Annotated in this window: 26 protein-coding genes; 18 read left to right on the top strand and 8 right to left on the bottom strand. The window is 65.9% G+C overall.

Annotated elements, in window-relative coordinates:
- Positions 1–121: 121 nt before the first annotated feature.
- From tmpR to aroA, 5 genes are read right to left on the bottom strand one after another with little or no spacing between them, the layout of a single operon-like run.
- Complete coding sequence (gene tmpR, locus C2847_RS07180; protein WP_105317758.1) at positions 122–826, bottom strand: bifunctional dihydropteridine reductase/dihydrofolate reductase TmpR; 705 nt, start codon at positions 824–826, stop codon at positions 122–124.
- Positions 823–1,242, bottom strand: coding sequence for an NUDIX domain-containing protein (locus tag C2847_RS07175; protein ID WP_105317757.1), 420 nt, complete (start codon positions 1,240–1,242; stop codon positions 823–825). Before C2847_RS07175 ends, tmpR begins: the two co-directional genes overlap by 4 nt.
- A complete protein-coding gene (locus C2847_RS07170) occupies positions 1,206–1,979 on the bottom strand; it encodes a CDP-alcohol phosphatidyltransferase family protein (RefSeq protein ID WP_105317756.1) in 774 nt (257 codons plus the stop codon). Before C2847_RS07170 ends, C2847_RS07175 begins: the two co-directional genes overlap by 37 nt.
- Before the next feature lie 2 nt (positions 1,980–1,981).
- Complete coding sequence (gene cmk, locus C2847_RS07165) at positions 1,982–2,620, bottom strand: (d)CMP kinase (protein ID WP_105317755.1); 639 nt, start codon at positions 2,618–2,620, stop codon at positions 1,982–1,984.
- Entirely contained in the window at positions 2,605–3,930 is a 1,326-nt protein-coding gene (gene aroA, locus C2847_RS07160; protein ID WP_105317754.1) for a 3-phosphoshikimate 1-carboxyvinyltransferase, read from the bottom strand. The genes cmk and aroA overlap by 16 nt, the downstream gene beginning before the upstream one ends.
- Positions 3,931–3,998: 68 nt before the next feature.
- Here aroA and C2847_RS07155 point away from each other — a divergent pair, with 68 nt between their 5' ends.
- A complete protein-coding gene (locus tag C2847_RS07155; RefSeq protein WP_105317753.1) occupies positions 3,999–6,614 on the top strand; it encodes a transcriptional regulator in 2,616 nt (871 codons plus the stop codon).
- Here the strand turns inward: C2847_RS07155 and C2847_RS07150 are convergent.
- Positions 6,601–7,374 (bottom strand): class I mannose-6-phosphate isomerase, encoded by a 774-nt coding sequence (locus C2847_RS07150; protein WP_105317752.1) that lies wholly within the window; start codon positions 7,372–7,374, stop codon positions 6,601–6,603. The genes C2847_RS07155 and C2847_RS07150 overlap by 14 nt on opposite strands.
- A 7-nt stretch (positions 7,375–7,381) precedes the next feature.
- On the opposite strand from C2847_RS07150, the gene C2847_RS07145 reads away from it, so the two are divergent.
- The 4 genes from C2847_RS07145 (at position 7,382) to C2847_RS07130 (ending at position 10,009) form a co-directional block, all read left to right on the top strand.
- On the top strand, positions 7,382–8,254 hold the full coding sequence (locus C2847_RS07145) for an SIS domain-containing protein (protein ID WP_105317751.1): 873 nt from the start codon (positions 7,382–7,384) through the stop codon (positions 8,252–8,254).
- A gap of 15 nt (positions 8,255–8,269) precedes the next feature.
- On the top strand, positions 8,270–8,947 hold the full coding sequence (locus tag C2847_RS07140; RefSeq protein ID WP_105317750.1) for an endonuclease V: 678 nt from the start codon (positions 8,270–8,272) through the stop codon (positions 8,945–8,947).
- A gap of 10 nt (positions 8,948–8,957) precedes the next feature.
- Positions 8,958–9,593 carry a lysophospholipid acyltransferase family protein gene (locus tag C2847_RS07135; protein WP_105317749.1) on the top strand — a complete coding sequence of 212 codons (636 nt, stop codon included), beginning with the start codon at positions 8,958–8,960 and terminating at the stop codon, positions 9,591–9,593.
- 122 nt (positions 9,594–9,715) lie between these two features.
- Positions 9,716–10,009: an HU family DNA-binding protein gene (locus C2847_RS07130; protein ID WP_038031078.1), complete on the top strand. Its 294-nt coding sequence runs from the start codon at positions 9,716–9,718 to the stop codon at positions 10,007–10,009.
- Between the two features lie 147 nt (positions 10,010–10,156).
- Here C2847_RS07130 and ftsH read toward each other — a convergent pair whose 3' ends face one another.
- The gene (gene ftsH / locus C2847_RS07125) at positions 10,157–12,040 is read right to left on the bottom strand and encodes an ATP-dependent zinc metalloprotease FtsH (protein WP_105317748.1); all 1,884 of its coding nucleotides are present in this window, start codon (positions 12,038–12,040) and stop codon (positions 10,157–10,159) included.
- Positions 12,041–12,165: 125 nt separating this feature from the next.
- Here ftsH and dnaK point away from each other — a divergent pair, with 125 nt between their 5' ends.
- The 13 genes from dnaK (at position 12,166) to C2847_RS07060 (ending at position 24,508) form a co-directional block, all read left to right on the top strand.
- Positions 12,166–14,025 (top strand): molecular chaperone DnaK, encoded by a 1,860-nt coding sequence (gene dnaK, locus C2847_RS07120; RefSeq protein ID WP_105317747.1) that lies wholly within the window; start codon positions 12,166–12,168, stop codon positions 14,023–14,025.
- Between the two features lie 61 nt (positions 14,026–14,086).
- Positions 14,087–14,641, top strand: coding sequence for a nucleotide exchange factor GrpE (locus tag C2847_RS07115; RefSeq protein WP_105317746.1), 555 nt, complete (start codon positions 14,087–14,089; stop codon positions 14,639–14,641).
- A 3-nt stretch (positions 14,642–14,644) separates the two neighbouring features.
- On the top strand, positions 14,645–15,481 hold the full coding sequence (locus C2847_RS07110; RefSeq protein WP_105317745.1) for a DnaJ C-terminal domain-containing protein: 837 nt from the start codon (positions 14,645–14,647) through the stop codon (positions 15,479–15,481).
- A complete protein-coding gene (locus C2847_RS07105; protein WP_105317744.1) occupies positions 15,468–15,704 on the top strand; it encodes a chaperone modulator CbpM in 237 nt (78 codons plus the stop codon). Before C2847_RS07110 ends, C2847_RS07105 begins: the two co-directional genes overlap by 14 nt.
- A gap of 234 nt (positions 15,705–15,938) precedes the next feature.
- Entirely contained in the window at positions 15,939–18,524 is a 2,586-nt protein-coding gene (gene clpB, locus C2847_RS07100; protein ID WP_105317743.1) for an ATP-dependent chaperone ClpB, read from the top strand.
- Positions 18,525–18,537: 13 nt separating this feature from the next.
- Positions 18,538–18,927: a ferritin family protein gene (locus tag C2847_RS07095; RefSeq protein ID WP_105317742.1), complete on the top strand. Its 390-nt coding sequence runs from the start codon at positions 18,538–18,540 to the stop codon at positions 18,925–18,927.
- The gene (locus tag C2847_RS07090; RefSeq protein ID WP_105317741.1) at positions 18,924–20,108 is read left to right on the top strand and encodes a VLRF1 family aeRF1-type release factor; all 1,185 of its coding nucleotides are present in this window, start codon (positions 18,924–18,926) and stop codon (positions 20,106–20,108) included. The genes C2847_RS07095 and C2847_RS07090 overlap by 4 nt, the downstream gene beginning before the upstream one ends.
- 13 nt (positions 20,109–20,121) lie before the next feature.
- Positions 20,122–20,538: an Hsp20/alpha crystallin family protein gene (locus tag C2847_RS07085; protein ID WP_105317740.1), complete on the top strand. Its 417-nt coding sequence runs from the start codon at positions 20,122–20,124 to the stop codon at positions 20,536–20,538.
- Between the two features lie 10 nt (positions 20,539–20,548).
- Positions 20,549–21,235: a metallophosphoesterase family protein gene (locus tag C2847_RS07080; protein WP_105317739.1), complete on the top strand. Its 687-nt coding sequence runs from the start codon at positions 20,549–20,551 to the stop codon at positions 21,233–21,235.
- A 179-nt stretch (positions 21,236–21,414) separates the two neighbouring features.
- Positions 21,415–22,248, top strand: a complete 834-nt coding sequence (locus C2847_RS07075; RefSeq protein WP_105317738.1) for an SDH family Clp fold serine proteinase — start codon at positions 21,415–21,417, stop codon at positions 22,246–22,248.
- 1 nt (position 22,249) lies between these two features.
- Entirely contained in the window at positions 22,250–22,882 is a 633-nt protein-coding gene (locus tag C2847_RS07070; RefSeq protein WP_105317737.1) for a rhomboid family intramembrane serine protease, read from the top strand.
- 10 nt (positions 22,883–22,892) lie between these two features.
- Positions 22,893–23,345, top strand: coding sequence for a CBS domain-containing protein (locus C2847_RS07065; RefSeq protein ID WP_105317736.1), 453 nt, complete (start codon positions 22,893–22,895; stop codon positions 23,343–23,345).
- Positions 23,345–24,508 carry a cation:proton antiporter gene (locus C2847_RS07060; protein ID WP_105317735.1) on the top strand — a complete coding sequence of 388 codons (1,164 nt, stop codon included), beginning with the start codon at positions 23,345–23,347 and terminating at the stop codon, positions 24,506–24,508. The genes C2847_RS07065 and C2847_RS07060 overlap by 1 nt, the downstream gene beginning before the upstream one ends.
- Here C2847_RS07060 and C2847_RS07055 read toward each other — a convergent pair.
- Positions 24,498–26,150 carry a transglycosylase SLT domain-containing protein gene (locus tag C2847_RS07055; protein ID WP_105317734.1) on the bottom strand — a complete coding sequence of 551 codons (1,653 nt, stop codon included), beginning with the start codon at positions 26,148–26,150 and terminating at the stop codon, positions 24,498–24,500. The two genes, C2847_RS07060 and C2847_RS07055, sit on opposite strands and share 11 nt — an antisense overlap.
- Between the last annotated feature and the right edge of the window lie 44 nt (positions 26,151–26,194).

Below are 26,194 nucleotides of genomic sequence, written 5' to 3'. Positions count from 1 at the left end.
GGGTAAGATGTGCGTGTCCTCTGCACCCTTCAAGGATACAAGACTTTTACGACAGCCTCTTAGACCCGAAGAGCTGTTCCTCAAGGGTCCCCACCCCGGCCTTCGCCAGGCTGGGGGGGTCCTAGAGATTCCACCCTCCCGCCACCTCGAGGACCTGCCCGGTCACGTAGGGCTCCCGCACGAAGAAGAGCACCGCCCGGGCGATCTCCTCGAGCAAGGCCAGACGGGCCATGGGGATCTCCTGAAGGGGCTGGGATATGGAGTTTTCCGCCACCCCCGGGGCCACCACGTTGGCGGTGATCCCCGCCCCTGCAAACCGCTTGGCGATGGCCTTGGTGTAGAGAATCACCCCGGTCTTGGCGATGGCGTAGGGGGTGATGTGGGGCCGGGAAAGGAGGTTATGGGCCCCGGCGTAGCCCAGGTTCACGATGCGCCCATACCCCTGGGCCACCATGAGGGGAAGGACCCTCTGGGTGAGGAGGAAGGTGCTGGTGAGGTTGGAGTCCAAAATCCAGCGCCACTCCTCGAGGCTCACCTCCTCTATAGGCTTATAGAGGTAATCCCCCACGTTGTTCACCAAGACGCCGATCCCCCCCAGGTGGTAGCGCACCTCCTCCACCAGGGCCAAGACCTCCTCCTCCCGGGTGAGGTCAGCCCGCACCTTGATGGCCTTAACTCCCGAGGCCTCCGCCTCGAGGCGGGTGGCCTCCGCCAGGCCCTCCGAGGTGCGGTAGTGCACCGCCACGTGAAAACCCTCCTTGGCCAGGGCCAGGAGGATGGCCCGGCCAATGCCCTTGGCGCTTCCCGTAACCAAGGCGACCCTCATCTCTCCCCTTTTGCCACCAGGTAGGTTTCCAGCAAAACCCGGGTGAAGCTATTTAGCGGAAAGGAAAAGCCCTCTTCCGGCCTTACCCAGGCCCACTCCAGAATCTCCTCGCCCGGCCGCACCTCCCCTTCCCCTTGGGCAAAGTAGTTGAAGAGGAGCATGTGGGTGGGCTTGTAGAACTCCGGGCTGAAGATGGCCTCCTGCACCAGGGCGAAGCGCACCTCCCTAAGGTCAAGGCCCACCTCCTCCCGGAACTCCCGCCTTAAGGCCCCCTCGAGGCTTTCCCCCCACTCCACCTTCCCCCCGGGCACCCCCCATAGCCCCCGCCACTTCGGGGTGCGCACCAGAAGCACCCGGCCCCCTTGTTCCACCAGGGCCCCTACCGTGGGGACGGGATGGCGCGGAGGATTCTCCATAGATACCAAAGGACAAGATACAGGGCCTGAAGGAGCACGAAGGTGAGATAGGCCTCAGGGCTTTGGAAAAGCAAAAAGACCCCCAGGAAGAAAAGCTGGGTGGTGAGGCCCAGGTTCACCACCCCCGCCAAAGCCCATTCGTCCCAAAAGCGCTCGGGAACAAGGCGAAAACGTCGGAGCACAAAGCCCTCCAGGGCCCTTATGCCCCGGTCCTGGGGGAGGAAGAGGAAGCGGTACACCCCCCGCAGGAAGGCGAGAAGCAAAGTGGGGGGATCCCGTTCCTCGGGGGGCAGGGGAAGGCCCCGGGCTTCCCGGTAAAGCCTCTCCAGGTTGAAGTCGTAGGACTGGACCAGGGTGAAAACCAAGAAGCCTGCAAAGGCCAGCTCCCAGGCCCCGGTGCGCGCCCCCAGGGCCAGGAAGAGGAGGAGGTTCCCCAAAAGGTCCAGCTCCGTATCCAGGTACCGCCCGAGCTCCGTGACCTCCCCCCTGAGGCGCGCCAGCTGGCCATCGGCGTTGTCCAAAACGGTTTTTAGCTGGAGAAGAAAGGCTGCGGGCACATCCTGGCCCAGATGGATCAACCTGGCGGCGAGCAGGACCAAGAACGTGTGGAAGAGGACCAGGTGGTGAGGCCTAACGCGGGTGCGGTACAGAAGGAGGACCACCAGGTGGGCCAAGGGGCGGAAGACCAGGACGTTGAGAAACTCCTGTACCGGCCTTTTCTTGGCTCCCGGCACCATGGTCAGTCCTGGATGTGGGAGAGCACCCGGGCCACCACCTCCTCGAGGGTCATCCCGCTGGTATCGATCACGATAGCCTCGGGAGCAGGGGCGCTTTGGGCCCGGTCCAGCTCGTCCCGCCGGATCAGCTCCTTCAGCACCTCCTGGTAATCCTGTGGCCGCTCCAGGGTGCGCCGCCTGGCCCGCACCTCCGGCGTGGCCGTGAGGTAGAACTTGTGGGGGGCCTCAGGGAAAACCACCCGGCCCATATCCCGCCCCTCGGCCACAAAGGGTGGGGGCACTTCCCTAAGCCTTTCGTTGACCCAAGAGCGCACCCCGGGATGCCGGGCCACCAAGGAAACCACCCGGTCCACCTCCGGCGTGTGGAGGTAGGGGGTCAGGTCCTCCAGGGTGGAAGCCTTCTCGGCCACCACCCGGTTGCCCTGAACTTCGGGGAGCAAGCGTACCCGGTAAGTTTCCAAAAGAGCCAGGATGCCCGGCCCATCCCCAGGGTCCACCCCCGCCCGCTGGGCCAGGTAGGCGGCGGCACGGTAAAGGAGACCGCTGCTGAGGTAGGGCACCCCCAGAACCTCCGCTACCCGTTTGGCCACGGAGCTTTTTCCGGAGGCCGAGGGCCCGTCGATGGTCACGATGCCGCGCATAGCCGCAAAAGGTCCCCGAAAAACCCAGGGTAGGAGATCTCCGCCCAATGGGGCTCCCAGACCCTAACCCCCACGGGGAGGCCAGCCACGGCGAAGGCCATGGCGATGCGGTGGTCGTGGAAGGGCTCCACCTCCCCAGGCCGCACCCCTCCGCCCCCGATGCGGAGCCAGTCCGACCCCTCCTCCACCGCCACCCCCAGGGCCCGGAGGTTGTGGGCGATGGCCTGGACCCGGTCCGATTCCTTCACCCTTAGCTCGGAAAGGCCCGGGATATAGGTCTCCCCTTCCGCCCAGGCGGCGGCGGCGGCCAGGATGGGCACCTCGTCCACCAGGAGGGGGATGAGGGCGGGGTCCACGGAAACCCCCTTCAGGGGGCTATACCGGGCCCGCACGTAGCCCACGGGCTCCCCCCCCTCCCCTTCCAGCACCTGCCACTCCAGATCCGCCCCCATGGCTTTCAGCACCTCCAGGAGGCCGGTACGGGTGGGGTTTAGGCCCACGCCCTCCACGGTGACCTCGGAACCCGGGGTGACGAGGGCCGCCCCCAGGAAAAAGGCCGCCGAGGAGAAGTCTCCGGGCACGGTGAGGTCCTTGGCGGGGAAGGGCTCGGCCCTGCGGGTGCGGATGCGCGGGCCCTCGGCTTCCAAGGGAAGCCCGAAGTGACGGAAGAGCCTTTCCGTGTGGTCCCGGGTGGGAACAGGCTCCACCACCTCCGTGACGCCCTCGGCAAAAAGCCCGGCCAGGAGAAGGGCACTTTTCACCTGGGCGCTAGGCACGGGAAGGGTGTAGGAAACTCCCTTTAAGCCCCTGCCACGCACCGCCAGGGGAGCCTTCTTCCCTCCTTCCCTTCCGTCTATAGAGGCCCCCATAGCCCGGAGAGGCTCCACCACCCGGCCCATGGGACGGCGGCGCAGGGAGGCGTCCCCCGTAAGGACCGCAAAAAGCCCCTCCTGCCCCGAAAGGATGCCCAGGATCAAGCGCATCAGGGTCCCGGCGTTGCCGCAGTCCAGCACATCCTCGGGTTCCTTCAAGCGCAGCCCCCGCCCCCGCACCCGGAAGTGGGGGCCCTCCTCCCTAGCCAACCTAGCCCCTTCGGGGCCCTTTTCCTCGAGGATCTCCGCCCCCAAGGCCCTCAGGACCCGGGCGGTGGAAAGGGTATCCCCAGCCTTTAGGGGATAGAAGAGCCTGCCCTCCCCCTGGCTTAAGGCCAGGAGCATGAGCCCCCGGTGGGTAACGGACTTGTCCCCGGGGACGCGCAGCACCCCCCGCAAGGGGCCACAGGGGCCTAGGTCCAGGTAAGGCCGGTCCATGCCCCCCAGTCTCGGGGGAGCGGGGGGCTTTGGTCAAGGGCGGCCAGCCCTTAAAATGGAACACAAGCATGGCCCTGGCGTGGCAAAGCCCGGTTTATCTGGAACGGAAAAGGCTCCTGGAACGGCTGCCCGAAGAACCGGGCTTTGCCATCCACCTCGAGGCCCCCGCGGGTTTCGGGAAAAGCGTCCTGGCCGGACAGCTTGCCGCCAAACTGGGCCTTCGCACCCTCTGGGCCAGCAGCCTTCTGGGCGAGCCCCGGAGTCTTCTGGCCAAGGCCCTGGACCTGCCCCAGGAGGTGCCCTGGGGTGGGGTGGTGGAGGCCCTTCGGGCTGAACCCACCCTGGTCATCCTGGAGGACCTGACGGGAACGGAGGACCTCTCCCCCCTCCTCCGCACCCTGCCCTGCCTCCTGGTGCTGGCCAGCCGAAAGCCCCTCCCCTACCCCGAGCTCCCCAAACTCCTCTCCGAGGGAAGGCTCGTGCACCTAAAGGCGGTGGACCTGGCCTTCACCCTGGAGGAAACCAAGCTCCTCTTCGCCGGCAAGGAGGGGTATGAGGAAGCCCACCGGGCCACGGGGGGCTGGCCCCTTCCCCTTTTCCTCTCCGCCCTCACGGGAAGCCCTCCCGAGCCCATGGCCCTGGTCCAGGGCCTGAAGGAGAGCCTATCCCCGGAGGAGTTCCAGGAAGGCCTCCTGCTGGCCGCCCTGCCCTACCTGCCCCCCTCCCAGGCCCGCCCGGAGACGGAAAGCCTCTTCCAAAAGGGGCTCCTAAGACACCTGCCCGAAGGCTACGCCCTTCACCTCCTCCTAAAGGATATGGCTAGGCGCAGCTTGCGGCCAGAAGTGCAGGGGGCGGTGCGCCAAAGTGCCCACCGCCTTCCCCCCACCCTGTTGGCGGAGGCCTACTGGGAAGCGGGCCTAGGAGAAGAGCTTCTAGACCTTCTGGAGCGCCCCATCACCCTCCCTATCCCCGCGGAGAGGCTTTTGGGGTGGCAGGACCTCCTGCGCCGCGGGGGCCCCAGGTGCCGCCTACGTCTGGGGGAAGCTCTGGCCCAGTGCGGGAGGAGGGAGGGGTTAACCCTTTTGGAAACGTTGGCGGAGGCCGAGGCGAGAGACCCTGCCCTCGCCCTCTTCGCCTTAGGGCACCTGGCCTACTATCTTTGCGACCCCCCCCTGGGGAAGGATCTGCCCCGGGCCCGGGCCTACCTGGAAAGGGGCCTAGAGCTTTTGCCCAAGGTAAAGCCGGAACTGGCGGGCCGCTTCCTGAACGACGTAGCCCGGGTTCCCTTCGCCGAGGGCAGGCCGGAGGAGGCCGCCCGCCTCTTGGAAGAGGCTCTGCGGTACCTGCCCCTGGAGAGCCCCTACCGCCTTGCTCCCCTCTCCAACCTGTCCCTCCTGCGCTTTGAGCTGAAGGGAAGCCTCAGCGAAAGGATCCGGACCTTGGAGGAGGCCCTCAGGCTGATGGAGGCACACATGCCCCAGAACATCCCTGGCCACCTCCGGGACCTGGGGTGGCTCCACCTCCTCCTGGGACAGAGGGAGAAGGCCCGCACCTACCTGGAAAGGGCCGCCCAAGCCCCCGGAAGCCCCCTGGCTTCCCTCGATGCCAAGATGCTCCTCGCCCACCTGGAAGGGGATGCCGAGGCCCTTACCCGCCATGTGGCCCAGGCGGAGCTTTGGGAAACCCCCTACCTGGTGGAAAGGGGACGGGCCCTTCTGGCGGAGCTGAAGAAGGACCCAGGGACCCTCGAGGGGCTCTTTGGCTTTTTCCCAAGCCTCACCCGGGCCCTCCTGCAAAAGGACCCAGGCCTCCTTCCCCTCTACCCCGAAAGCCGGGAGGAAAGGCTTCTCTGGCATGCCGCCCGCTACCGCCTCTTGCGGGAAGAGGGGGATCTGGAAGCCCTCCTCGCCCTAACCGACGCCAAGGAGGGCATTCTCCCCGGCCTCCTTCCCCTGGAAAGCCTGCCTAGGAAGCGGCCCGAGCTTTCCCGGGCCTACCCCCTTTTGGACCTCTTGCGCCTGGGCTGGAAGGAGGCCATCGCCCTGAGGCTTCCAGAGATACCCCCCTTGAAGGTCCAGGTGGTGGGGCGCTTCCATGTGGAAAACCCCTTGGGGCCCGTGGAGCTAAGGGGCAAGACCAAGGAGGTCTTCGCCCTCTTGCTCCTTCGCCTTCCTCGGGAGGAGGTGGCCTTTGCCCTTTGGCCGGACATGCCCGAGGCGGCGGCCCTGAACAACCTCTACGTCTGGCTGGCTCGCCTGCGGAAGCTCCTGGAGCCCTGGGGGGTACCCACCTACCTGGGGGAGGAGGGCCTGGGGAGGGTGGAGGCCGACCTCTTTGCCCTGGAGGAGGCCTTACGGCAGGGGGACGCGGAGAAGGTCCTAGCCCTTTACCAAGAGCCCCTCTTCCCCGGCCTGGACCACCCCCTTCTGGACCGCAAGCGGGAGGAGGTCTTCCACCGGGTGCGGGCCCTTTTCCTAAGGAAGGGAGAACCCCACTTCTTAGAGCGCCTCTTGGGGCTGGACCCCCTGGACGAGGAAGCCCTCATCCCCCTGGTGGAATCCTGCCTGTCCCAGGGGCAACGGGCCCGGGCCCGAAAGCTCTTGGGGCATTACCGGAAAAGGCTTTGGGAAGAGCTTGGGGAAAAACCCTCCCCCAGGGTGGAAGCCCTTCTCAGGACCCTGTAGGGCTCGCCCCGAGGAAAAACCCCTCCCCTTTCACCCGGACCCCTTCCCCCGGCTCCAGAAGGAAGGTGGCCGGGGGTTGAAGGCGAACCCCCTCCACCTGGGCCTCTCCCTCCAGGAGGGTGAGGAGAAGGGGAGCCTGGGGCTCAAGATGAAGGACCCCCCGCAAGGGATAGCGATAGAGGTGGAAATAAGGCGTCTTGAGGAGGCGCTCTCCCCCTTCCACCGGCTCGGGCTGGGGTGGGAGCCATGGGATAGGCTCCAGAAGGGCCACCTCCAGGGCCTTCTCCAGGTGGAGCTCCCGGGGACGGCCGTGGTCGTAGAGGCGGTAGGTGAGGTCCGAGGGGGTCTGCACCTCGTAGACCCGCGTCCCCGGACCCAAGGCGTGCACCACCCCGGCGGGCAGGTAGAGCACCTGGCCCGGGGCCACGGGAATCCGGTTCAGGATAGGGTCCAGGTTCCCGCCGGCCACAGCATCCCTAAGCTCCTCGGGGCCCACCCGCCGGGAAAAGCCGTAGATCACCTCCCCCGGGGTGAGCACGTACCAGGCCTCGTATTTACCGGGCCTCCCTTCCTTCTCTAGGGCATAGGCATGGGGCGGGTGAACCTGCACGGAAAGCCATTCCGCTGGGTCCAGGATCTTCACCAGGAGGGGCTCCTCCGAAAGCCACACCTCTCCCACCCCTGGGCCGAAGCCCAGGGCACCTCCCCCCCAGGGACGCAGCACCGGCTTGGGACGGAAAAGCCGCACGAGGGTTAGCATAAGGGGTATGCGCGACCTGGACCGCGAGGAAACCTACCTGGCCGACCGGCGGGGCCTGGCCCTGGAGCTTAGGGACCTGGTGGGCTCGGGACCCGTGCCCGCGGAGGCCTACCCCGGCCCCCACGCCGCCTTGGGCTATGGGGAGGGCCACTTCGCCGCCCGGCTATCCGGCCTTCCCGATTGGACGGAGGAGGGAACCCTGTTCGTGCTGGAAGGAGGGTACGACCTGGGAGAGGCCGCTGCCCTTTCCCTTCTGGCGGAAACGGAGCGGGTGCAGGTGGTCAAGGTGGGCCTCCGCCCCGAGGTGGGAGTCTACCTGTCCCCTAGCCCCCTGAACCCTTACCGCTACCTGCGCTTCCTCCTTCTGGCCACAGGACAGGAGGAGGCCCTCTCGGAGGTGGATAGGGCCTTGCTGGAGGAACGAAAACGCCTCACCCCGGAAATCCCCCTCGAGGAGAACCCCGCCAAGTTCCTGGCCTACACCCTGGTGGAGCGAATCCCCCTCCTCTACGCTCCCCTTTTCCGCCCCTTGGAGGAAGCGGGGCAAAGCCTTTTTGCTCGCATCGGGAAAAGCCTGGCCCTCACCCCACCCCATAGCGCCCTGGAGTTTTTCCTCACGGGCCTCGAGGCTCGCCACGAGCAGGGAGACCCCCTGGCCGCCCTCCTTCTGGGAGAAGGGGAAGCGGTACGTCTGGCCAAGGAAATCCTGGAAACCCGGGTGGACGCCATCGCCGAGGTGCCCGCTCCCTCAGGCAGCCGCTTGGCCCAGGCCCTGGCCCTCTGGTACCGGTTGGCCTGGACCGCCTACTACCTGGCCCTCCTCTACGGGGTGGACCCCTCCGACCCCGAGGTGCTGGAGCGCCTGCGGGAGGCCACCTAACCCCCCGGAAAACCCATGACGCCCTTCCCCAAGCCGGAGGACCTCCAAACGGCCATGGCCCTGCAGAGGAGCCTGGCGGAAAGGGTGATCCTGGAGGGAGGCCTTAAAGGCGTCAAGCGGATCGCCGCCCTGGACGCCTCCCATAAAAGGGGGAAGCCCCTGGTGGCGGTGGCGGTGCTTTACCACCTGGAAAAGGGCCCTCTTGCCGTGGGGGTGGGGGTGGTGCCCGAGGAAGCTCTTTTCCCCTACATCCCTGGCTTCCTCTCCTTCCGCGAGGCTCCTGCCTATCTCCAGGCCTTACAGGCGCTTCCCGAGCCACCCGGGGCCCTTTTGGTGGATGGCCAAGGCATCGCCCATCCCCGAGGCCTGGGCATCGCCAGCCACCTGGGGGTGCACCTGGACCTGCCCAGCATCGGGGTGGCCAAGAACTTGCTTTACGGCCGCCTCGAGGCTCCCTTGCCCCTGGAGGCGGGAAGTGCGGTAAGGCTTCTCTCCCCAGAAGGCCGCCCCCTGGGCTACGCCTACCGCAGCCGAAAGGGGGTGAAGCCCCTTTACATCTCCCCGGGGCACCGGGTGGGCCTGGAGGAAGCCTTGGCCTTCGTGAAGCGCCTTCCCACCCGCTTCCGCCTCCCCGAACCCTTGCGCCTGGCCCACCTCGAGGCGGGCAAGGCCCTCCGCCGGCTGGACCCGTAAACTGGAACCCGTGGAGGCACACCAGCCGAATCCCATCTACCGGGCCGCCTGGTATCTGGCCCGGTTTCTCTTGCACCTTCTCTTCGGCTACCGGGTGGAGGGAGCGGACAACATTCCCCGGAAAGGTCCTGTGATCCTGGCGGCCAACCACCTTTCCATCCTGGATCCCATCGCCATGGGGGCCGGGATGCGACGCCCCGTGAGCTTCCTGGCCCGGGCCGACGTCTTCCGCCTGCCCTTCCTCTCCTGGCTTTTGCCCCGGCTCTACGCCATCCCCGTGGAGCGGGGGCAAAGCGACCTCTCCGCCATCAAGGGCGCCATCCGCGCCCTGGAGCGGGGCATGGCCTTCGGCATCTTCCCGGAAGGTACCCGAAGCCGCACGGGCAAGCTCCAGCCCTTCAAGACCGGGGTGGCGGCCATCGCCCTGCGCACCGGAAGCCCGGTGGTACCCGTGGCCGTGGTGGGCACCGACCAGGCCTGGCCCGTGGGCCGAAAACTCTTCCGTCTGCGCAGGCCCATCCGGGTGATCTACGGCAAACCTATACCAGTTCCGAGGCTCTCCCGGTTTACCCACCAGGAGCTGGAAAGCCTGACCCGGGAGATAGAGGCCCAGGTACGGGAACTCCTGCCACCCCAGTACCGCTAGAGCCAATACTTCCGTTATCACACATTGCTATACACAGGTATACAAATAGGTCAGAGTATTGCGTGGCTGCGTTCAGGCGTGCTATAGTCCTTGCGGAAGGGAAAAGAGGAAGGAGGTGAAGAATGGCAGCAAAGAAAACGGTCACCAAAGCGGATCTGGTGGATCAGGTGGCTGCCGCCACGGGCCTCAAGAAGAAGGACGTGAAGGCAGCGGTGGATGCGTTCCTCTCCAAGGTGGAAGAGGCCCTCTCGGGGGGGAACAAGGTCCAGCTCACCGGCTTCGGCACCTTTGAGGTGCGCAAGCGCAAGGCCCGCACCGGCGTGAAGCCCGGCACCAAGGAGAAGATCAAGATCCCCGCCACCCAGTATCCCGCCTTCAAGCCGGGCAAGGCCCTCAAGGAAAAGGTCAAGAAGTAAGGTATTCCCTTCCCCCGGGGGGGCTTTAGCCCCCCGGGTTTATTCCTACCTTTTCCCTCTCCGCCCTGCCCCTAGGTATCCCAGAACACCGCGGGGGCAAGGATCTTCCGGGGCCCCCACCTTGGCTTTCGCCAAGGCGAGGTGGTATCAAGCTCCGCCCAGGGCTCCTCCTGGTTTGACCTTGGGCACCACCCGGGGGGTTTCCTTCTCTGGACGCTCCTGAGGGGTGCTTTCCTCCTCCTCCAGGGGCAGGCCCTCCACCACCTTTTGGAACTCCTCGGCGGTGAGGGTTTCCCGCTCCAAGAGGGTCTCCGCCACCCGCTCTAGGATCTCCCGCTTCTCCTGCAGAAGGCTCTTTACCCGCTGGTACTGCTCCTCGATGAGGCGGCGCACCGCCTCGTCGATGCGCTTGGCGGTTTCCTCAGAGTACTGGCGCACGTCGTACCCGCCCAGGTAGGTGTCCTCCCGCACGGCGTAGGCCACCGGCCCGAACTCAGGGTGCATGCCCCACTCAGTGATCATGCGCCGGGCCAGCTCCGTGGCCTGGCGGAAGTCGTTTTCCGCCCCCGTGGTCACGTCCTCAAAGATGAGCTCCTCCGCTGCCCGCCCAGCCAAGGCCACGGCGATCTGGTCCAGGAGGCGGTTTCGGCTCCAGTGGAGCATATCCTCCCGCCTGGGCATCATGAAGCCCAAAGCCCGCCCCCGGGGCACAATGGTCACCTTGTGCACCCCGTCCGCGTGCTCCAGGAAGTGGGCGGCTAGGGCATGCCCCGCCTCATGGTAGGCGGTGATCTTGCGGTCGCGGGGGGTGAGGACCAAGCTCTTCTTGGCCGGCCCCATCATCACCCGGTCGGCCGCCTCCTCGAGGTCCTTCATGGTGATCTTCTTCCGGCCTTCCCGGGCCGCCAGGAGGGCTGCCTCGTTCAAGAGGTTCTCCAGATCCGCGCCCACGAAGCCCGGGGTGCGCTTGGCCAGAAGGGCCAGGTCCACGTCCTCCGCCAGGGGCTTACCCCGGGCGTGGATGCGGAGGATCTGCTCCCTACCCCTGACGTCAGGGGCATCTATGGCCACCTGGCGGTCAAAGCGCCCTGGGCGTAGAAGGGCCGGGTCCAGGACATCGGGCCGGTTGGTGGCCGCCATGACGATGATGGTGGAATCCTTTTCAAACCCGTCCATCTCCACCAGCAGCTGGTTCAGGGTCTGCTCCCGTTCGTCATTGCCACCCCCAACCCCTGCCCCGCGCCTGCGGCCCACGGCGTCGATCTCGTCGATGAATACGATGCAGGGGGCGTGGCGCTTGGCGGTTTCAAAGAGGTCCCTGACCCTGGCCGCCCCCACCCCCACGAACATCTCCACGAAGTCGGAGCCGCTTGCGGTGATGAAGGGCACCTTGGCCTCCCCGGCCACCGCCCGGGCGATGTGGGTCTTCCCCACCCCAGGGGGGCCCACCAGAAGGACCCCCTTGGGAATCCGGGCCCCCATCTCGTGGAAGCGGGCGGGGTTCTTCAGGAACTCCACGATCTCCTTGAGCTCCTCCTTGGCCTCCTCGGCCCCGGCCACATCCTTGAAGGTCACCTTGGGGGCCTCGGTGAGCACCTTGGCCCGGCTCTTGGTGAAGCTGAAGGCGGAGTCCGAGGGCCCGGCGCGCCCGCTGCGGGAGAAGTAGAAGAGGGCGCCCACCAAAAGACCCACCAGGAGAAGGGGCCACAGGAAGCCCAAAGGGCTTTGGCCCTGGGGGGGCTCCACCCGCACGTTGACCCCCTTGCGCATCCAGGCCTCGAGGGTCTGGTTGTCCGGGGGGCTGGCGGCGTAGGTGGTGAAGGTGGAGCCATCGGTGAGGGTGCCCTGGATGCGGGTATCCCCGGCCCGCACCACCACCTCCTTCACCCGGCCCGCCTGCAGGTCCTCCAGGAAGGTGGTGTAATTCACCCCACCCCCGGGGTTCCCCGCCGTGCCCGCCAGGCTGAAGGCCCAGGCCAAAAGGAGCAGGCCCAACACGAAGACCAAGAAGTTCAAGGGAAGCCGGGACATGTCTTCTCTTAGGGTACACGCCCGAAGGGAAATCCGGGTAGCATGGAGCACTATGATACAAATATGCTCAAGTCTCTTGACTTACCCATGTACCATGGTCTATGCTTGAAATGAGAGGTGTAGCTATGGCTAAGGCAGTGGGCATTGACCTGGGCACCACCAACAGCGTGATCGCCATCATGGAGGGCGGTAAGCCCGTGGTCTTGGAAAACGCAGAGGGCGAAAGGACCACCCCCAGCGTGGTGGCCTTCCGGGATGGCGAAACCTTGGTGGGCCGCATGGCCAAGCGCCAGGCGGTCCTGAACCCCGAGGGCACCGTCTTTGAGATCAAGCGGTTTATCGGCCGCCGCTTTGAGGAGGTCCGGGAGGAGGCCAAGCGGGTCCCCTACAAGGTGGTTCCCGGGCCCGATGGCGGGGTGCGGGTGGAGATCAAGGGCAAGCTTTACACCCCAGAGGAGATCAGCGCCATGGTCCTCCGCAAGCTGGTGGAGGATGCCTCCAAGAAGCTGGGGGAAAGGATCACCAAGGCGGTGATCACCGTGCCCGCCTACTTCAACAACGCCCAGCGGGAGGCCACGGCCAACGCCGGGCGGATCGCGGGCCTCGAGGTCTTGCGCATCATCAACGAACCCACCGCGGCCGCTTTGGCCTATGGCCTGGACAAGAAGGGAAACGAGACCGTCTTGGTCTTCGACCTGGGGGGCGGCACCTTTGACGTGACGGTGCTGGAGATCGGCGAGGGGGTCTTTGAGGTGAAGTCCACCTCCGGGGACACCCACCTGGGCGGCAGCGACATGGACCACGCCATCGTGAACTGGCTGGCCGAGGAGTTCAAGCGGGAGTACGGGGTGGACCTCAAGGCGGACCGCCAGGCCCTCCAGCGCCTCATCGAGGCGGCGGAGAAGGCCAAGATCGAGCTTTCCAGCACCTTTGAAACCACCATCAGCCTGCCCTTCATCGCCCTGGACCCCGCCAGCAAGACCCCCTTGCACCTGGAGAAGAAGCTTACCCGGGCCAAGTTTGAGGAGCTCATCGAACCCTTGCTGAAGCGCCTAAAGGGCCCGGTGGAGCAGGCCCTGAAGGACGCCGGCCTGACCCCGGCCCAGATCGACGAGGTGATCCTGGTGGGCGGGGCCACCCGGGTGCCCGCGGTGCAGAGGGTGGTGAAGGAACTGTTGGGCAAGGAGCCCAACCGCTCCGTGAACCCCGACGAGGTGGTGGCCATGGGGGCGGCCATCCAGGCGGGGGTCCTGATGGGAGAGGTGCGGGATGTGGTCCTCCTGGACGTCACTCCCCTCTCCCTGGGCGTGGAGACCAAGGGCGGGGTGATGACCGTGCTCATCCCCCGGAACACCACCATCCCCACCCGCAAGTGCGAGATCTTCACCACCGCCGAGCACAACCAGACCGCGGTGGAGATCCACGTCCTCCAGGGTGAGCGCCCCATGGCCGCGGACAACAAGAGCCTGGGCCGGTTCCGCCTCGAGGGCATCCCCCCCATGCCCGCCGGGGTCCCCCAGATCGAGGTCTGCTTTGACATCGACGCCAACGGCATCCTCCACGTGACCGCCAAGGAGAAGTCCACGGGCAAGGAGGCCTCCATCACCATCCAGAACACCACCACCCTCTCCGAGGAGGAAATCCAGCGGATGATCGAGGAGGCCAAGCGCCACGCGGAGGAGGACCGGCGCCGCCGGGAGCACGCCGAGCTCAAGAACACCCTGGACTCCACCCGCGTCCAGGCGGAGAGGATCCTCCAGGAGAAGCAAAGCACCCCCGAGGCCAAGGCGCGCCTCGAGGCGGCCATCGCCAAGGCGAAGGAGCTTTCGGAGAAGGATGCCTCCGACCCCGAGCTGAAGGCCGCCACGGAGGAGCTTCTGAAGGCGGTGGAGGCCTACGAGAAGGCGGCCACCGCCGGGACCACCGGGGCATCCAGCCGTGGCCCTGACGACGTGATCGACGCGGACTACAAGCCCGCCGACTAAAGCCCCCCTGCCCTGGCCCCTGCCGGGGCAGGGGCTTCCCCTTACCCCCCTTGGAGGAAGCATGGAGAAGGAACGTGAGGAAACCCAACAGGAGCAGGCCGCCCGGGTGGAGCAAGACCTCCAAGCGGTAGGCGAGGAAGCTCTGGCCCTGGAGGGACGCCTTCTGGCCGCGGAGGAGGAGCTCCAAGCCCTGAAGGACCGGTACCTGCGCCTCCTTGCCGACTTTGACAACTACCGCAAGCGCATGGAGGAGGAGCTTAGGCTTAGGGAACGGGAAGGAATCCTCAGGGCGGTCAGGGCCCTTCTCCCCGTCCTGGACGACCTGGAGCGGGCCTTGGAGTTCGCCGAGGCCAACCCGGAGAGCATCCTCAAAGGGGTTAAGGCGGTGCGGGAGGGCTTCTTCCGCATCCTGGCGGGGCTTGGGATCGAGGAGGTGCCCGGGGAGGGAGAGGCCTTTGACCCCCGCTACCACGAGGCCATCGGCCTCCTTCCCGGGGAGCCTGGCAAGGTGGCCCGGGTCTTCCAAAGGGGCTTCCGCATGGGCGAGGCCTTGGTGCGCCCAGCCCGGGTGGCGGTGGGCGAGGAGAAAAGCCCAGAAGAAGAGGGCGTGGAGTAGGCCATGAAGGACTACTACGCCATCCTGGGGGTACCGAGAAACGCCACGCAGGAGGAGATCAAGCGGGCCTACAAGCGCCTGGCCCGCCAGTACCACCCCGATGTGAACAAAAGCCCCGAGGCCGAGGAGCGTTTCAAGGAGATCAACGAGGCCTACGCCGTCCTCTCCGACCCGGAAAAGCGCAAGGTCTACGACACCTACGGCACCACCACCCCTCCCCCACCCCCGCCCCCTGGGGGGTACGACTTCTCCGGGTTTGACGTGGAGGACTTCTCCGACTTCTTCCAGGAGCTCTTCGGCGGCGGGCTCTTCGGGGGTATGGGGCGGAGGAGGCCAAGGAGAGGCCGCGACCTCAGGGCCGGGCTTCCCCTTACCCTCGAGGAAGCCTTCCGGGGAGGCGAAAAGGTGGTGGAGGTGGGGGGAAGGCGGGTTTCCGTGAGGATTCCCCCAGGGGTGCAAGAGGGAAGCCTCATCCGCCTGGCGGGCCTGGGAGGGCCTGGGGAACCCTCAGGGGACCTGCTCCTTTCCGTGCGCCTTCTGCCCCACCCGGTCTTCCGCCTCGAGGGCCAGGACCTCTACGCCACCTTGGATGTTCCTGCCCCCATCGCCGTGGTGGGGGGCAAGGTGCGGGCCCCCACCCTGGAGGGCCCGGTGGAGGTCACCATCCCCCCCAGGACCCAGGCGGGCAAAAAGCTCCGGCTTAAGGGGAAGGGCTTTCCCGGACCCCATGGCCGGGGAGACCTCTACCTGGAGGTGCGGGTGGTGATCCCCGAGCACCTGACGCCTGAGGAGGAGGAGCTTTGGCGGAAGCTCAAGGAGGTGCGCTATGCTCGCGCGTAGCCCCTATCTATCCCTGGAGGCCCTGGCGGACTACGGCCTTTCCCTGGGGGTGGTGCGGGCCTACGTGGAGATCGGCTTCGTGGAGCCCCTGGAGGTGGGGGGTGCCTGGTACTTCCGGGAGGAAGACCTTCTGCGCATGGCCAAGGCGGAACGCATCCGCCGCGACCTGGGGGCCAACCTGGTGGGGGCAGCCTTGGCGGTGGAGATCCTGGAGCGCCGCTAAGCCCTGCCAGGGGCCTTGGCTTTCCCCAAAAGCCTCCCAAGCCAAGGCAGGCCGAAGGCCGGGACATCCCTCCCATCCCTTTCCCCTATAATCAAGACAAAGAGCGTTGCCACCGCCCCCGCTTAGCGAACCTCTCCTGGACATGAGGTTTTGGTTTGGGTATTCACTCTGCGCAGCTTACTTGACATTATCTTTGTCAAGTGATATGATTTGGGTAGTGGGAGGAAAGGGAGTATGAACCTGGAACGCTGGACCCAAGCCGCCCGCGAGGCCCTGGCCCAGGCCCAGGTCCTGGCCCGGGGGATGAAGCACCAGGCCATCGACCTGCCCCATCTCTGGGCTGTGCTGCTTAAGGACCCCACGGGCCTGGCCTGGCGGCTTCTGGAGAGGGCAGGGGGTAACCCCAAGGCCCTCAAGGAAAGCGCCGAGCGGGAACTGGGCCGCCTGCCCAAGGTGGAGGGGGCCGAGGTGGGTCAGTACCTTTCCCAAAGGCTCGCCCGGGCCCTGGACCGGGCCGAGGCCCTTATGGGGGAGCTCAAGGACCGGTTCGTGGCCTTGGACACCTTGGTGCTGGCTTTGTCGGAAGCTTCCAGGACCGAGCCCTCCTTCCAGGCAAGCCTTCCCGAGGAAGGCCCCCTAAGGAAAGGGTTACTGGAACTTAGAGGAGGTAAAACCGTGCAAACGGAACATGCGGAAAGCACCTACAACGCCCTGGAGCAGTACGGCATCGACCTCACCAAGCTGGCCGCCGAGGGCAAGCTGGACCCGGTGATCGGCCGGGACGAGGAGATAAGGCGCACCATCCAGATCCTCCTAAGGCGCACCAAGAACAACCCGGTGCTCATCGGCGAGCCCGGAGTGGGCAAGACCGCCATCGTGGAGGGCCTGGCCCAGCGGATCGTCAAGGGGGATGTGCCGGAAGGCCTCAAGGGCAAGCGCATCATCTCCTTGCAGATGGGCTCCCTCCTGGCCGGGGCCAAGTACCGGGGCGAGTTTGAGGAGCGCCTGAAGGCGGTGATCCAGGAGGTGGTGCAAAGCCAGGGGGAAATCATCCTCTTCATCGACGAGCTGCACACCGTGGTGGGGGCGGGCAAGGCCGAGGGGGCCGTGGACGCCGGCAACATGCTGAAGCCTGCCCTGGCCCGGGGGGAGCTTAGGCTGATCGGCGCCACCACCCTGGACGAGTACCGGGAGATCGAGAAGGACCCCGCCCTGGAAAGGCGCTTCCAGCCCGTCTTCGTGGACGAGCCCAGCGTGGAGGAGACCATCTCCATCCTCCGGGGCATCAAGGAGAAGTACGAGGTGCACCATGGGGTGCGCATCTCCGACCCCGCCATCGTGGCGGCGGCGGTCCTCTCCCACCGCTACATCACGGAAAGGCGCCTTCCCGACAAGGCCATCGACCTCATCGACGAGGCGGCTGCCCGCCTGCGCATGGCCTTGGAAAGCGCCCCTGAGGAGATCGACACCTTGGAGCGGAAGAAGCTCCAGCTGGAGATCGAACGGGAGGCCCTAAAGAAGGAGAAGGACCCGGACTCCCAGGAAAGGCTCAAGGCCATCGAAGAAGAGATCGCCCACCTCAACCAGGAGATCGAGAAGCTCAAGGCCGAGTGGGAGGCGGAGCGGGAGGTCCTGAAAAAGCTCCACGAGGCCCAGCAACGCCTGGACGAGGTACGCCGTCAGATTGAGCTGGCGGAGCGCCAGTACGACCTGAACCGGGCTGCCGAACTCCGCTACGGGGAGCTTCCCCGCCTCGAGGCCGAGGTGGAGGCCCTCTCCGAGAAGCTCAAAAACGCCCGTTTCGTGCGCCTGGAGGTGACCGAGGAGGACATCGCCGAGATCGTCTCCCGCTGGACGGGCATCCCCGTTTCCAAGCTCCTGGAAGGGGAAAGGGAGAAACTCCTCAGGCTTGAGGACGAGCTCCACAAGCGGGTAGTGGGTCAGGAGGAGGCCATCCGCGCCGTGGCCGACGCCATAAGGCGGGCCCGGGCCGGCCTCAAGGACCCGAACCGCCCCATCGGGAGCTTCCTCTTCCTGGGCCCCACGGGGGTGGGCAAGACGGAGCTGGCCAAGACCCTGGCCGCCACCCTCTTCGACACCGAGGAGGCCATGGTGCGCATCGACATGACGGAGTACATGGAGAAGCACGCGGTGAGCCGGCTCATCGGGGCCCCACCCGGCTACGTGGGCTATGAGGAGGGCGGGCAGCTCACCGAGGCGGTAAGGCGCCGCCCCTACACGGTCATCCTCTTCGACGAGATCGAGAAGGCCCACCCCGACGTCTTCAACATCCTCCTGCAGATCCTGGACGACGGCCGCCTCACCGACTCCCACGGGCGCACCGTGGACTTCCGCAACACGGTGATCATCCTCACCTCCAACCTGGGAAGCCCCCTGATCCTCGAGGGCATCCAGAAGGGCCTGCCCTACGAACGCATCCGGGAGGAGGTCTTCGCCGTGTTGCAAAAGCACTTCCGCCCCGAGTTCCTCAACCGTCTGGACGAGATCGTGGTCTTTAGGCCCCTCACCCGGGAGCAGCTGCGGGAGATCGTGGAGATCCAGCTCCAAAGCCTCAGGGCCCGCCTGGCGGAAAAGCGCATCACCCTTACCCTCACCGAGACCGCCAAGGAATACCTGGCCGAGCGGGGCTACGACCCCGTCTTCGGGGCCAGGCCCCTGAAGCGGGTGATCTCCCGGGAGCTGGAAACCCCCCTGGCCAAAAAGATCCTGGCCGGGGAGGTCAAGGAGGGGGATGCCGTGGTGGTGGACGCTGGCCCCACGGGGCTGGTCTTCCGCACCCCCGAGCGGGTAGAGGCCTGAGAAAGGAGGCGGCATGAGCGTGGTGGAAGTCCTGCAAAAGGCCTACCAGGATGAGCTTCTGGATGCCCTGCGGGCGGAAAGGGCGGCGGAAGGAGTACCCTACCCCCACCTTCGGGCCCTTCTGGAAGAGGTGGCCCGCCGGGAACGGGCTCATGCCGAGGCCATCGCCGAAACCTTGCGCCGCCATGGCGCCTCCCTTCCCCCTGCACCCAAGGTGGAAGAGGAGGGCTGGGAGGCTCTTCTCCGCCTCCTTTCCGAGGAAGGGTTTGACCGGGCTTACTATCTGGAGAGCACCTTCCTCGAGCCCGACCTCGAGGCCCTCTTCACCCGGTTGGGCCGGGAGGAAAGGCTCAACCAGGAAGCCGTGCGCAAAGCCGTAGCCCTTTTAGGAGGTGGCCTATGATCGCAAAGGAAGAAATCCGGCGCATCAAGGAAACCCTGGCTATCGCAGAGGGGCCGATCCTCTCCCTCTACCTGAACATCAACCCCGCCAAGCCGGAAAACAGCAACCGGGCCTACGCCCTGAGGGCCAAGGACGCCATGAAGGCCCTGGAGGTGCCCCAGGACCTGCAGGATAAGGTCCTGGAAGTGTTGAAAAACCAGGTTCTGGAGGCCAAGACCGCCGTCTTCTTCGCCAAGGACAAGCTCTTTGAAACCCTCCTGCTCCAGGTGGAGCTGCCCCTGGTCTCCAGCCTCAAGACCACCTTCCTGAGGGAAAAGGAAAGCCGTTTCCTCACGGAGGGGGCCTTAGCCCACTACGGCGAACCCTTCCTTCTCCCCCTTATCTACGCCCTGGACGAGTACGAGCGCTACGGGGTGGTCTATTTGGACCAGGAGCGCTGGCGGGTGTTTGAAATCTTCCTGGGCGAGATCCAGGAAGTGGGGGATGCCTTCCTCGCCCTGGATACCGAGGCCTGGCGGCGGCTTTCCCTGGACGCCCCAGGGCGCCGCTTCAACCTGGCGGGCATCTCCCGGGGGGGCGCAGGCCAGGACCTCTTCGCCAAGCGCCTGGCCGCCTGGGAAGAACGCTTTTACAAAACCCTGGCCAGCGAGCTAGAAAAGATGGTCCAGGAAAAAGGGTTCACCCGCCTGGTGCTCATGGGCCCAGAGGAGCACACCAAGCTCTTCTTGGGCTACCTACCCAAGCGCCTAAAGGAACGGGTGGCCGCCCTCTTGCCCTCCCTTCCCCACCCCGGGGCCACGCCGGGCGAAGTGTTCAAGCGGCTGGAGCCTGTCCTGGAGGAGATAGAGCGCAAGGGAGAGGTGGAGCTTCTCGAGAAGCTGGAGGAAGCCTACCCCAAAGCGGTCTTCGGCCCCGAGGTGCTGGAAAGGGTGCAGGAGGGACGGGTGGAACTCTGGGTGCTTCCCTGGCACCTGGACCAAGCCGTGTACGCTTGCGATGGCGTGTTCTTCCCCGAAGAGGCCAGGGCCTTGGCCTACTGCCCCACCCCCGAGACCAAGCCCCTGGCCGTGGTCCTGCCCGAGCTGGCCGCAGGGTATGCCGCCAAGCTGGAGTTCGTGCGGGGGGAAGCGGAAAAGCAGCTTCTGGAGCGCGGGGGCATGGCCGCGCTCCTGAGGTGGTGAGGAGGTGAGGCGGATGATCCGGTTTGATCCTTTCAGGGAGCTGGAGGAGTTGCAGGAGCGTCTGGCAAGGGCCTTCGGCACCACCCCCCAGCAGGGGCCCAGGGTGTACGCCCCGCCGGTGGACGTGATGGAGGACGGGGAGGGGCTTCATCTCCTGGTCTACCTGCCCGGGGTGGAGCCCGAGAAGGTGGAAGTGGTGGCCGAGGAGGGGGTGCTCTCCGTAAAGGCGGAGCGGCCCTTCGAGAAGCGGGAGAACGTGGCCTACCACCGCCTGGAAGGCCCCTATGGCAGCTTCGCCCGGAGCTTCAACGTACCCAGCACCTTTGACCTCTCCCGGGTGCAGGCCCGCTTCCGCCACGGGGTCTTGCACCTCCTGGTGCCCAAGGCCGAGGAAACCAAGCCCAAGAGGATCCAAGTTCAGGTGGAATAGGAGGTGAGGCATGCGGCGGACCACGCGGTACATCCTGGCCATTTCCAACCCCATGGGCGACCTCGAGGCCCTGGAGAAGCTGGTGCGGCTGGCCCCCGAAACAGGGGCGGACGCCCTCGCCCTGGTGGGGAACCTCATGCCCAAGACGGCGAAAAGCCGGGACTACGCCGCCTTCTTCCGCATCCTCTCCGAGGCCCATCTCCCCACTGCCTACATCCCCGGGCCCCAGGACGCGCCCCTTTGGGAATACCTCCGGGAGGCCGCCAACATCGAGCTGGTGCGGCCGGAGATGCGCAACGTCCACGAGACCTTCACCTTCTGGAAGGGTCCCTACCTGGTGGCGGGCATAGGCGGGGAGATCACCGATGACGGCGAGCCCGAGGAGCATGAGGCCCTGCGCTACCCCGCCTGGGTGGCGGAGTACCACCTGAAGACCCTCTGGGACCTCAAGGACTACCCCAAGATCTTCCTCTTCTACACCAACCCCTACCACAAGGGCCTTGGGGAAGGGGGGTCCCATGAGGTGGCCCACCTGATCAAAACCCATAACCCCCTCCTGGTGATCACCGCCGGCAGGGGGCAGAAGCACGAGATGCTCGGGGCCAGCTGGGTGGTGGTGCCGGGCAACCTCTCCGAGGGCGAGTACAGCCTCTTGGACCTGAGGGCCAGGAAGCTGGAAACGGGGAACGTGCGCTAAGTACCCCGTCGTGGCTTGCGCCACGACGGGGGCCCCAAAAAGGCCACGGGCAAGCCGCTTCTGCTTTTGCCAATGGAGCACCCTTCGTGCACGAGCACTTAACCCCCACCCCGCTCAAGCCTCCCACCCAGACTAGCGTCCGCATTCCGTGAGGCATATCCTGGTCGCAGGAGGCCCCTATGGACGTCTTTTTCCAGCTGTTTTGGCTTTTCTTCATCCTGTCGGCCCTAACCCCTTACCTGCAGCAACAGATGCTCCTGGGCGCCAGAGCCCGCAAGATCGCCGAGCTGGAAAGAAAGCGGCAAAGCCGGGTCATCACCCTCATCCACCGCCAGGAAGCCGTAAGCTTCCTGGGCATCCCCATCAGCCGCTTCATCAACATCGACGACTCGGAGCAGGTCCTAAGGGCCATCCGCCTCACGGACAAGAGCGTGCCCATAGACCTCATCCTCCACACCCCAGGAGGCCTGGTCCTGGCGGCGGAGCAGATCGCCGAGGCCCTCTTGCGCCACCCCGCCAAGGTCACGGTCTTCGTGCCCCACTACGCCATGTCCGGGGGTACCCTGATCGCCTTGGCTGCCGACGAGATCGTCATGGACGAGAACGCCGTCTTGGGCCCGGTGGACCCCCAGCTCGGCCAGTACCCGGCAGCCAGCATCCTCAAGGTGCTGGAGAAGAAACCCATCCAGGAAGTAGACGACCAGACCCTGATCCTGGCGGATGTGGCGGAAAAGGCCCTGAAGCAGGTGAAGGCCACGGTGAAGAACCTGCTCATGAAGCGCATGCCCGAGGAGAAGGCGGAGGAGGTGGCCACCCTCCTCTCCCAGGGCACCTGGACCCACGACTACCCCATCGACGTGGCCCAGGCCCGGGAGATGAGCCTTCCCGTGAGCACGGAGATGCCCCTCGAGGTCTACGAGCTCATGGACCTCTACCCCCAGGCCCAGGGGGGCAAGCCCAGCGTGCAGTACGTGCCCTTACCCTATCGTCACCAACAACCTGGGAGGCCTTAGGGTGTTTCCCCTCTACGACATCAACCACGCCCGCCGGCCCGCTTTCGTGGTTAAGGGCCTGGTGTTCCTGAACACCCTAGCCTTTCTTTGGCAACTCTCCGTGGGCCTGGAATGGTCCGCCCAAGCCTACGGCTTTGTTCCCGCCCTCTTTTTCCAAGACCCCCTGGAACAGGGCTACCGCCTCCTCACCAGCATGTTCCTCCATGGGAGCTTTTTTCATATCCTTTCCAATATGTGGTTCCTCTGGGTCTTCGGGGACAACGTGGAAGACCGCATGGGCCACGGGCGCTTCCTCCTCTTCTACCTCCTGGGGGGGCTGACCGCCGCCTTAGCCCAGGGCCTCTTCAGCCCGCAAAGCACCGTTCCCATGATCGGCGCAAGCGGGGCGGTCTCGGCGGTGCTGGGGGCGTATTACATCCTCTTCCCCAGGGCTTACGTGGTCTCGGTGATCCTCCTCGTCTTCCCCCTCTTCGTCACCTTCCCCGCCGGGTTCTACCTGGGCTACTGGGCCTTTCTCCAGCTCCTTCAGGGGCTTTTGGGCCTACCCGGGGTGGCCTGGTGGGCCCACCTGGGGGGGTTCCTTTTCGGCGCCCTCACGGCCCGGCGCTTTGCCCCCAGGTGGCAGCGCTGGTAAACTTTAGCCCATGAAGGTAGCCGACCTCATGACCAAGAACCCCGACACCATCGGGCCAGAGGCCACCCTCGAGGAAGCCGCCCGGCGCATCCTGGAGAAGCGCTACGGCAGTCTGCCTGTGGTGGACCAAGAGGGATGCTTACTGGGGCTACTCCAGGTGGAGGAACTCCTCCCCCACCCCGAAAACATTCCCTTCTCCGATGTGGAGGCCCTGCAGCTTTTCGGGGAGTGGGTGGACGGGGAGTTTTTGGAGGATATCTACCGGCGCTACCAGAAAACGCCGGTAAAGGCGGTGATGCGCACGGATATCCCCCGCCTGCATCCCGAGGACCCTGTGGGAAAGGCTTTGGAAACCCTCCTCACCAGCGAGGTGCGCCACCTGCCGGTGGTGGACCAGGGGAATAGGGTGGTGGGCATCCTTACCCGGAGCGACTTCCTCAAGCTCATCCTAGGGAGGCGGTGATGCATGGAGCTGGGCATATCCTCGAGGTCTTCTACCTCATCCTGGCCGCCCAGGTCATGGCCTTCCTCTTCAAGCGCCTGAACCAACCCGTGGTTATCGGGGAGGTGCTGGCCGGCATCCTGGTGGGCCCCGCCCTCCTGGGTTGGGTGCACGAGGGGGAGATCCTGGAGTTCATCGCCGAGCTCGGGGCCATCTTCCTCCTCTTCGTGGTGGGCCTGGAAACCCGGCTTAAAGACATCCTGGCCGTGGGAAAGGAGGCCTTCTTGGTGGCGGTTTTGGGGGTGGCCTTCCCCTTCGTGGGAGGTTACTTCTATGGCCTCCAGATCGGCTTTGCCACCCTGCCCTCCCTTTTCCTAGGCACCGCCTTGGTGGCCACCAGCGTGGGGATCACCGCCCGGGTTTTGCAGGAACTCGGGGTGCTTTCCCGCCCCTACGCCCGGGTGATCCTGGGGGCTGCGGTCATCGACGACGTGCTGGGCCTCATCGTCTTGGCGGTGGTGAACGGGGTAGCCAAGACGGGCCAGGTGGAAACCGGTGCCATTCTGCAGCTTGTGCTCCTCTCGGTGGTCTTCGTGGGGCTGGCGGTGGTCCTCTCCCCCCTCTTCGCCCGCCTGCCCCTGGAGCGGCTCCCCGTAGGCAGCCCGGTGGGCTTCGCCCTGGCCCTAGGGGTAGGCATGGCAGCCCTGGCCGCCGCCATCGGCCTGGCCCCCATTGTGGGGGCCTTCCTGGGGGGCATGCTCCTCTCCGAGGTGCGGGAAAAGTACAGGCTGGAGGAGCCCATCTTCGCCATAGAAAGCTTCCTGGCCCCCATCTTCTTCGCTATGGTGGGGGTGCGGCTGGAGCTTTCCGCCCTCATCTCCCCCGCCACCTTAGCGGCAGGTAGCGTGGTCACGGTTATCGCCATCCTGGGCAAGGTGCTGGGGGGTTTCCTAGGCGCTCTCACCCAAGGGGTGCGCTCCGCCTTAACCGTGGGGGTGGGCATGGCCCCTCGAGGGGAGGTGGGGCTGATCGTGGCCGCCTTGGGGCTGGCCGCCGGTGCGGTGAACGAAGAGGAGTACGCCATCGTCCTCTTCATGGTGGTCTTCACCACCCTCTTCGCCCCCTTCGCCTTAAAGCCCCTCATCGCCTGGACGGAAAAGGGCCTACGCCAGGCTAAGGAGTAGCCCGGTAGGCGGCGTAGGCAGCGAGCACCTTGGCCAGGTACTCCCGGGGCTCGTCCCGCTCCTGGAAACAAAGGAAGGCGTAGAGGTCCCCCTCCCGGGCGATGCCCCTCAGGGTGTAGCCGATGCCCCCGTTATAGGCGGTGACGGCACAGGCCACCTGCTCTAGACCTTTAAAGGCAGCGCACCGCTCCAGGAGCCAGCGCAGGTAGCGGGCGGCATAGCGGATGCTGGCCTCGGGTTCAAAGGGGTCAGCGGGCGGCTCCCCCAGCATCCGGGCCACGTCCGCCCAGGTGCTCCGCAGGAACTGGCCCAAGCCCAGGGCCCCCGTGGGGCTTACCGCCAAAGGGTCAAAGCGGCTTTCCACGTGAAGGAGGGCGTAGAGGAGGTCGGGGTCCAGGCCCTCCCTCCGGGCGTACCCTTCCACCCAATCCCGGTAGGGGCGGGGGTAAGCCAAGGCGGTGGGCCAAGCGACCCGGATCCCCTCCCGGTAAGCCCCCAGGCGGTAGAGGAGGGGCACCAAGGCCGGCCAGTCCTGGGGACGCTGCCAAAGGGCGTAGCGCACCACCCCCCGGGCCCAGGCCTCCTTGCCGAAAGCCACCAGGGCCTCCACCAGGGAGGCTTCGGGAGGCGGCCAGGAAGAAGGGGCCGGGGGTGGAGGCTGGGGCTCCTTCCCCAGAAGAAGGCCTAGCCCCCCTTGCACCAGGTTCAGGGCTTCCCTACGGGGTTCGGCCAGGCCCAGCTCCCCCGCCAGGATGTAGGCCCGAAGGGCAGCATCGTCCGCGTACGGGCTCGTACCCCGGGCCAGGTCCAGATAAAGGACCAGGGCCTCCTTCTTCAACCCCTGCCGTTCCAGAAGACCCGTGGCCCGCCAGACCCCCTGGGGGATGCTTTGCCGGTAGGCCTCCACCGCCTCGAGGATCCTTCCCATCTCCTCCAGGATCCGCCCCTGGGCGTAGCGGCTTTCCGGGTGGTCGTAACGGACCAGAGCTTCCAGGGCCTCCTCCCTCCGCCCAAGCCGCCACAGGGCGTAGCCCAGGCCCAGGTACCCCCTGGGGTCCTCTCTGGCCCACTCCTGGTAAAAGGGCAAAGCCTCCCCATAGCGTCCTAGCCGGAAAAGCGCCTGGGCGCGGAGGTCGGGACGCACCCCCAGGGGAAGAACCCGCAAAAGAGCCTCGTAGGCCCGCCCCTGGAAGAGGGCCTCCCAAAGACGCTCCCCCTCTCCTAGGGAGAGGAGGGCCGAGACCGCCTCTTCCTCGGGCAAGAGCCTCTGCCAAGCGGAGAAGGCCCGGGGGTCCTCTGCCGCCTGGAGGAGGAAGGCGGCCTTGCGCCAGGCCTCCCTCGCCTCCCAGCCCGGTTCAAAGGCGCGCACCCCCTCGAGGAAGAGAGCGTAGCGCCAAGCGTACTCCGCCCGCTCGGCTAGGGGCACCTCCGCTTGCTTGCGCAAATCTGTTTGCCCTTTGGGCAAAGCGTCCCGGTCCACAAGCAGCCAGCCCGCCAGCATCCGGGCATACCCTTCCCCTCCCAGGGCCACCTGGCGCACCTCTTCCGTCACGCCCCTTTCCAGGCTGGCAAAGGGTTCAGGCAAAGCCTGGCTCCGGCAAGAGATAAGGGCAATCCAGAAAAGGACGAGAAGCCACCGCACACCCCCACCCTAAGGGAAAAAGGTGAGAAATCCGAAGGTGGCCC

The organism is Thermus tenuipuniceus (assembly GCF_002964845.1).
GTDB lineage: Bacteria > Deinococcota > Deinococci > Deinococcales > Thermaceae > Thermus > Thermus tenuipuniceus.
The sequence above is the reverse complement of the archived record's forward strand: the minus strand, read 5'-3'. Positions and strand labels throughout refer to the sequence as shown.

Bases quoted from the DNA above. Each gene is read 5' to 3' on its own strand.
- tmpR (WP_105317758.1), bottom strand. From the start codon at position 826: ATGAGGGTCGCCTTGGTTACGGGAAGCGCCAAGGGCATTGGCCGGGCC.
- C2847_RS07175 (WP_105317757.1), bottom strand. From the start codon at position 1,242: ATGGAGAATCCTCCGCGCCATCCCGTCCCCACGGTAGGGGCCCTGGTG.
- C2847_RS07170 (WP_105317756.1), bottom strand. From the start codon at position 1,979: ATGGTGCCGGGAGCCAAGAAAAGGCCGGTACAGGAGTTTCTCAACGTC.
- cmk (WP_105317755.1), bottom strand. From the start codon at position 2,620: ATGCGCGGCATCGTGACCATCGACGGGCCCTCGGCCTCCGGAAAAAGC.
- aroA (WP_105317754.1), bottom strand. From the start codon at position 3,930: ATGGACCGGCCTTACCTGGACCTAGGCCCCTGTGGCCCCTTGCGGGGG.
- C2847_RS07155 (WP_105317753.1), top strand. From the start codon at position 3,999: ATGGCCCTGGCGTGGCAAAGCCCGGTTTATCTGGAACGGAAAAGGCTC.
- C2847_RS07150 (WP_105317752.1), bottom strand. From the start codon at position 7,374: ATGCTAACCCTCGTGCGGCTTTTCCGTCCCAAGCCGGTGCTGCGTCCC.
- C2847_RS07145 (WP_105317751.1), top strand. From the start codon at position 7,382: ATGCGCGACCTGGACCGCGAGGAAACCTACCTGGCCGACCGGCGGGGC.
- C2847_RS07140 (WP_105317750.1), top strand. From the start codon at position 8,270: ATGACGCCCTTCCCCAAGCCGGAGGACCTCCAAACGGCCATGGCCCTG.
- C2847_RS07130 (WP_038031078.1), top strand. From the start codon at position 9,716: ATGGCAGCAAAGAAAACGGTCACCAAAGCGGATCTGGTGGATCAGGTG.
- ftsH (WP_105317748.1), bottom strand. From the start codon at position 12,040: ATGTCCCGGCTTCCCTTGAACTTCTTGGTCTTCGTGTTGGGCCTGCTC.
- dnaK (WP_105317747.1), top strand. From the start codon at position 12,166: ATGGCTAAGGCAGTGGGCATTGACCTGGGCACCACCAACAGCGTGATC.
- C2847_RS07115 (WP_105317746.1), top strand. From the start codon at position 14,087: ATGGAGAAGGAACGTGAGGAAACCCAACAGGAGCAGGCCGCCCGGGTG.
- C2847_RS07110 (WP_105317745.1), top strand. From the start codon at position 14,645: ATGAAGGACTACTACGCCATCCTGGGGGTACCGAGAAACGCCACGCAG.
- C2847_RS07105 (WP_105317744.1), top strand. From the start codon at position 15,468: ATGCTCGCGCGTAGCCCCTATCTATCCCTGGAGGCCCTGGCGGACTAC.
- clpB (WP_105317743.1), top strand. From the start codon at position 15,939: ATGAACCTGGAACGCTGGACCCAAGCCGCCCGCGAGGCCCTGGCCCAG.
- C2847_RS07095 (WP_105317742.1), top strand. From the start codon at position 18,538: ATGAGCGTGGTGGAAGTCCTGCAAAAGGCCTACCAGGATGAGCTTCTG.
- C2847_RS07090 (WP_105317741.1), top strand. From the start codon at position 18,924: ATGATCGCAAAGGAAGAAATCCGGCGCATCAAGGAAACCCTGGCTATC.
- C2847_RS07085 (WP_105317740.1), top strand. From the start codon at position 20,122: ATGATCCGGTTTGATCCTTTCAGGGAGCTGGAGGAGTTGCAGGAGCGT.
- C2847_RS07080 (WP_105317739.1), top strand. From the start codon at position 20,549: ATGCGGCGGACCACGCGGTACATCCTGGCCATTTCCAACCCCATGGGC.
- C2847_RS07075 (WP_105317738.1), top strand. From the start codon at position 21,415: ATGGACGTCTTTTTCCAGCTGTTTTGGCTTTTCTTCATCCTGTCGGCC.
- C2847_RS07065 (WP_105317736.1), top strand. From the start codon at position 22,893: ATGAAGGTAGCCGACCTCATGACCAAGAACCCCGACACCATCGGGCCA.
- C2847_RS07060 (WP_105317735.1), top strand. From the start codon at position 23,345: ATGCATGGAGCTGGGCATATCCTCGAGGTCTTCTACCTCATCCTGGCC.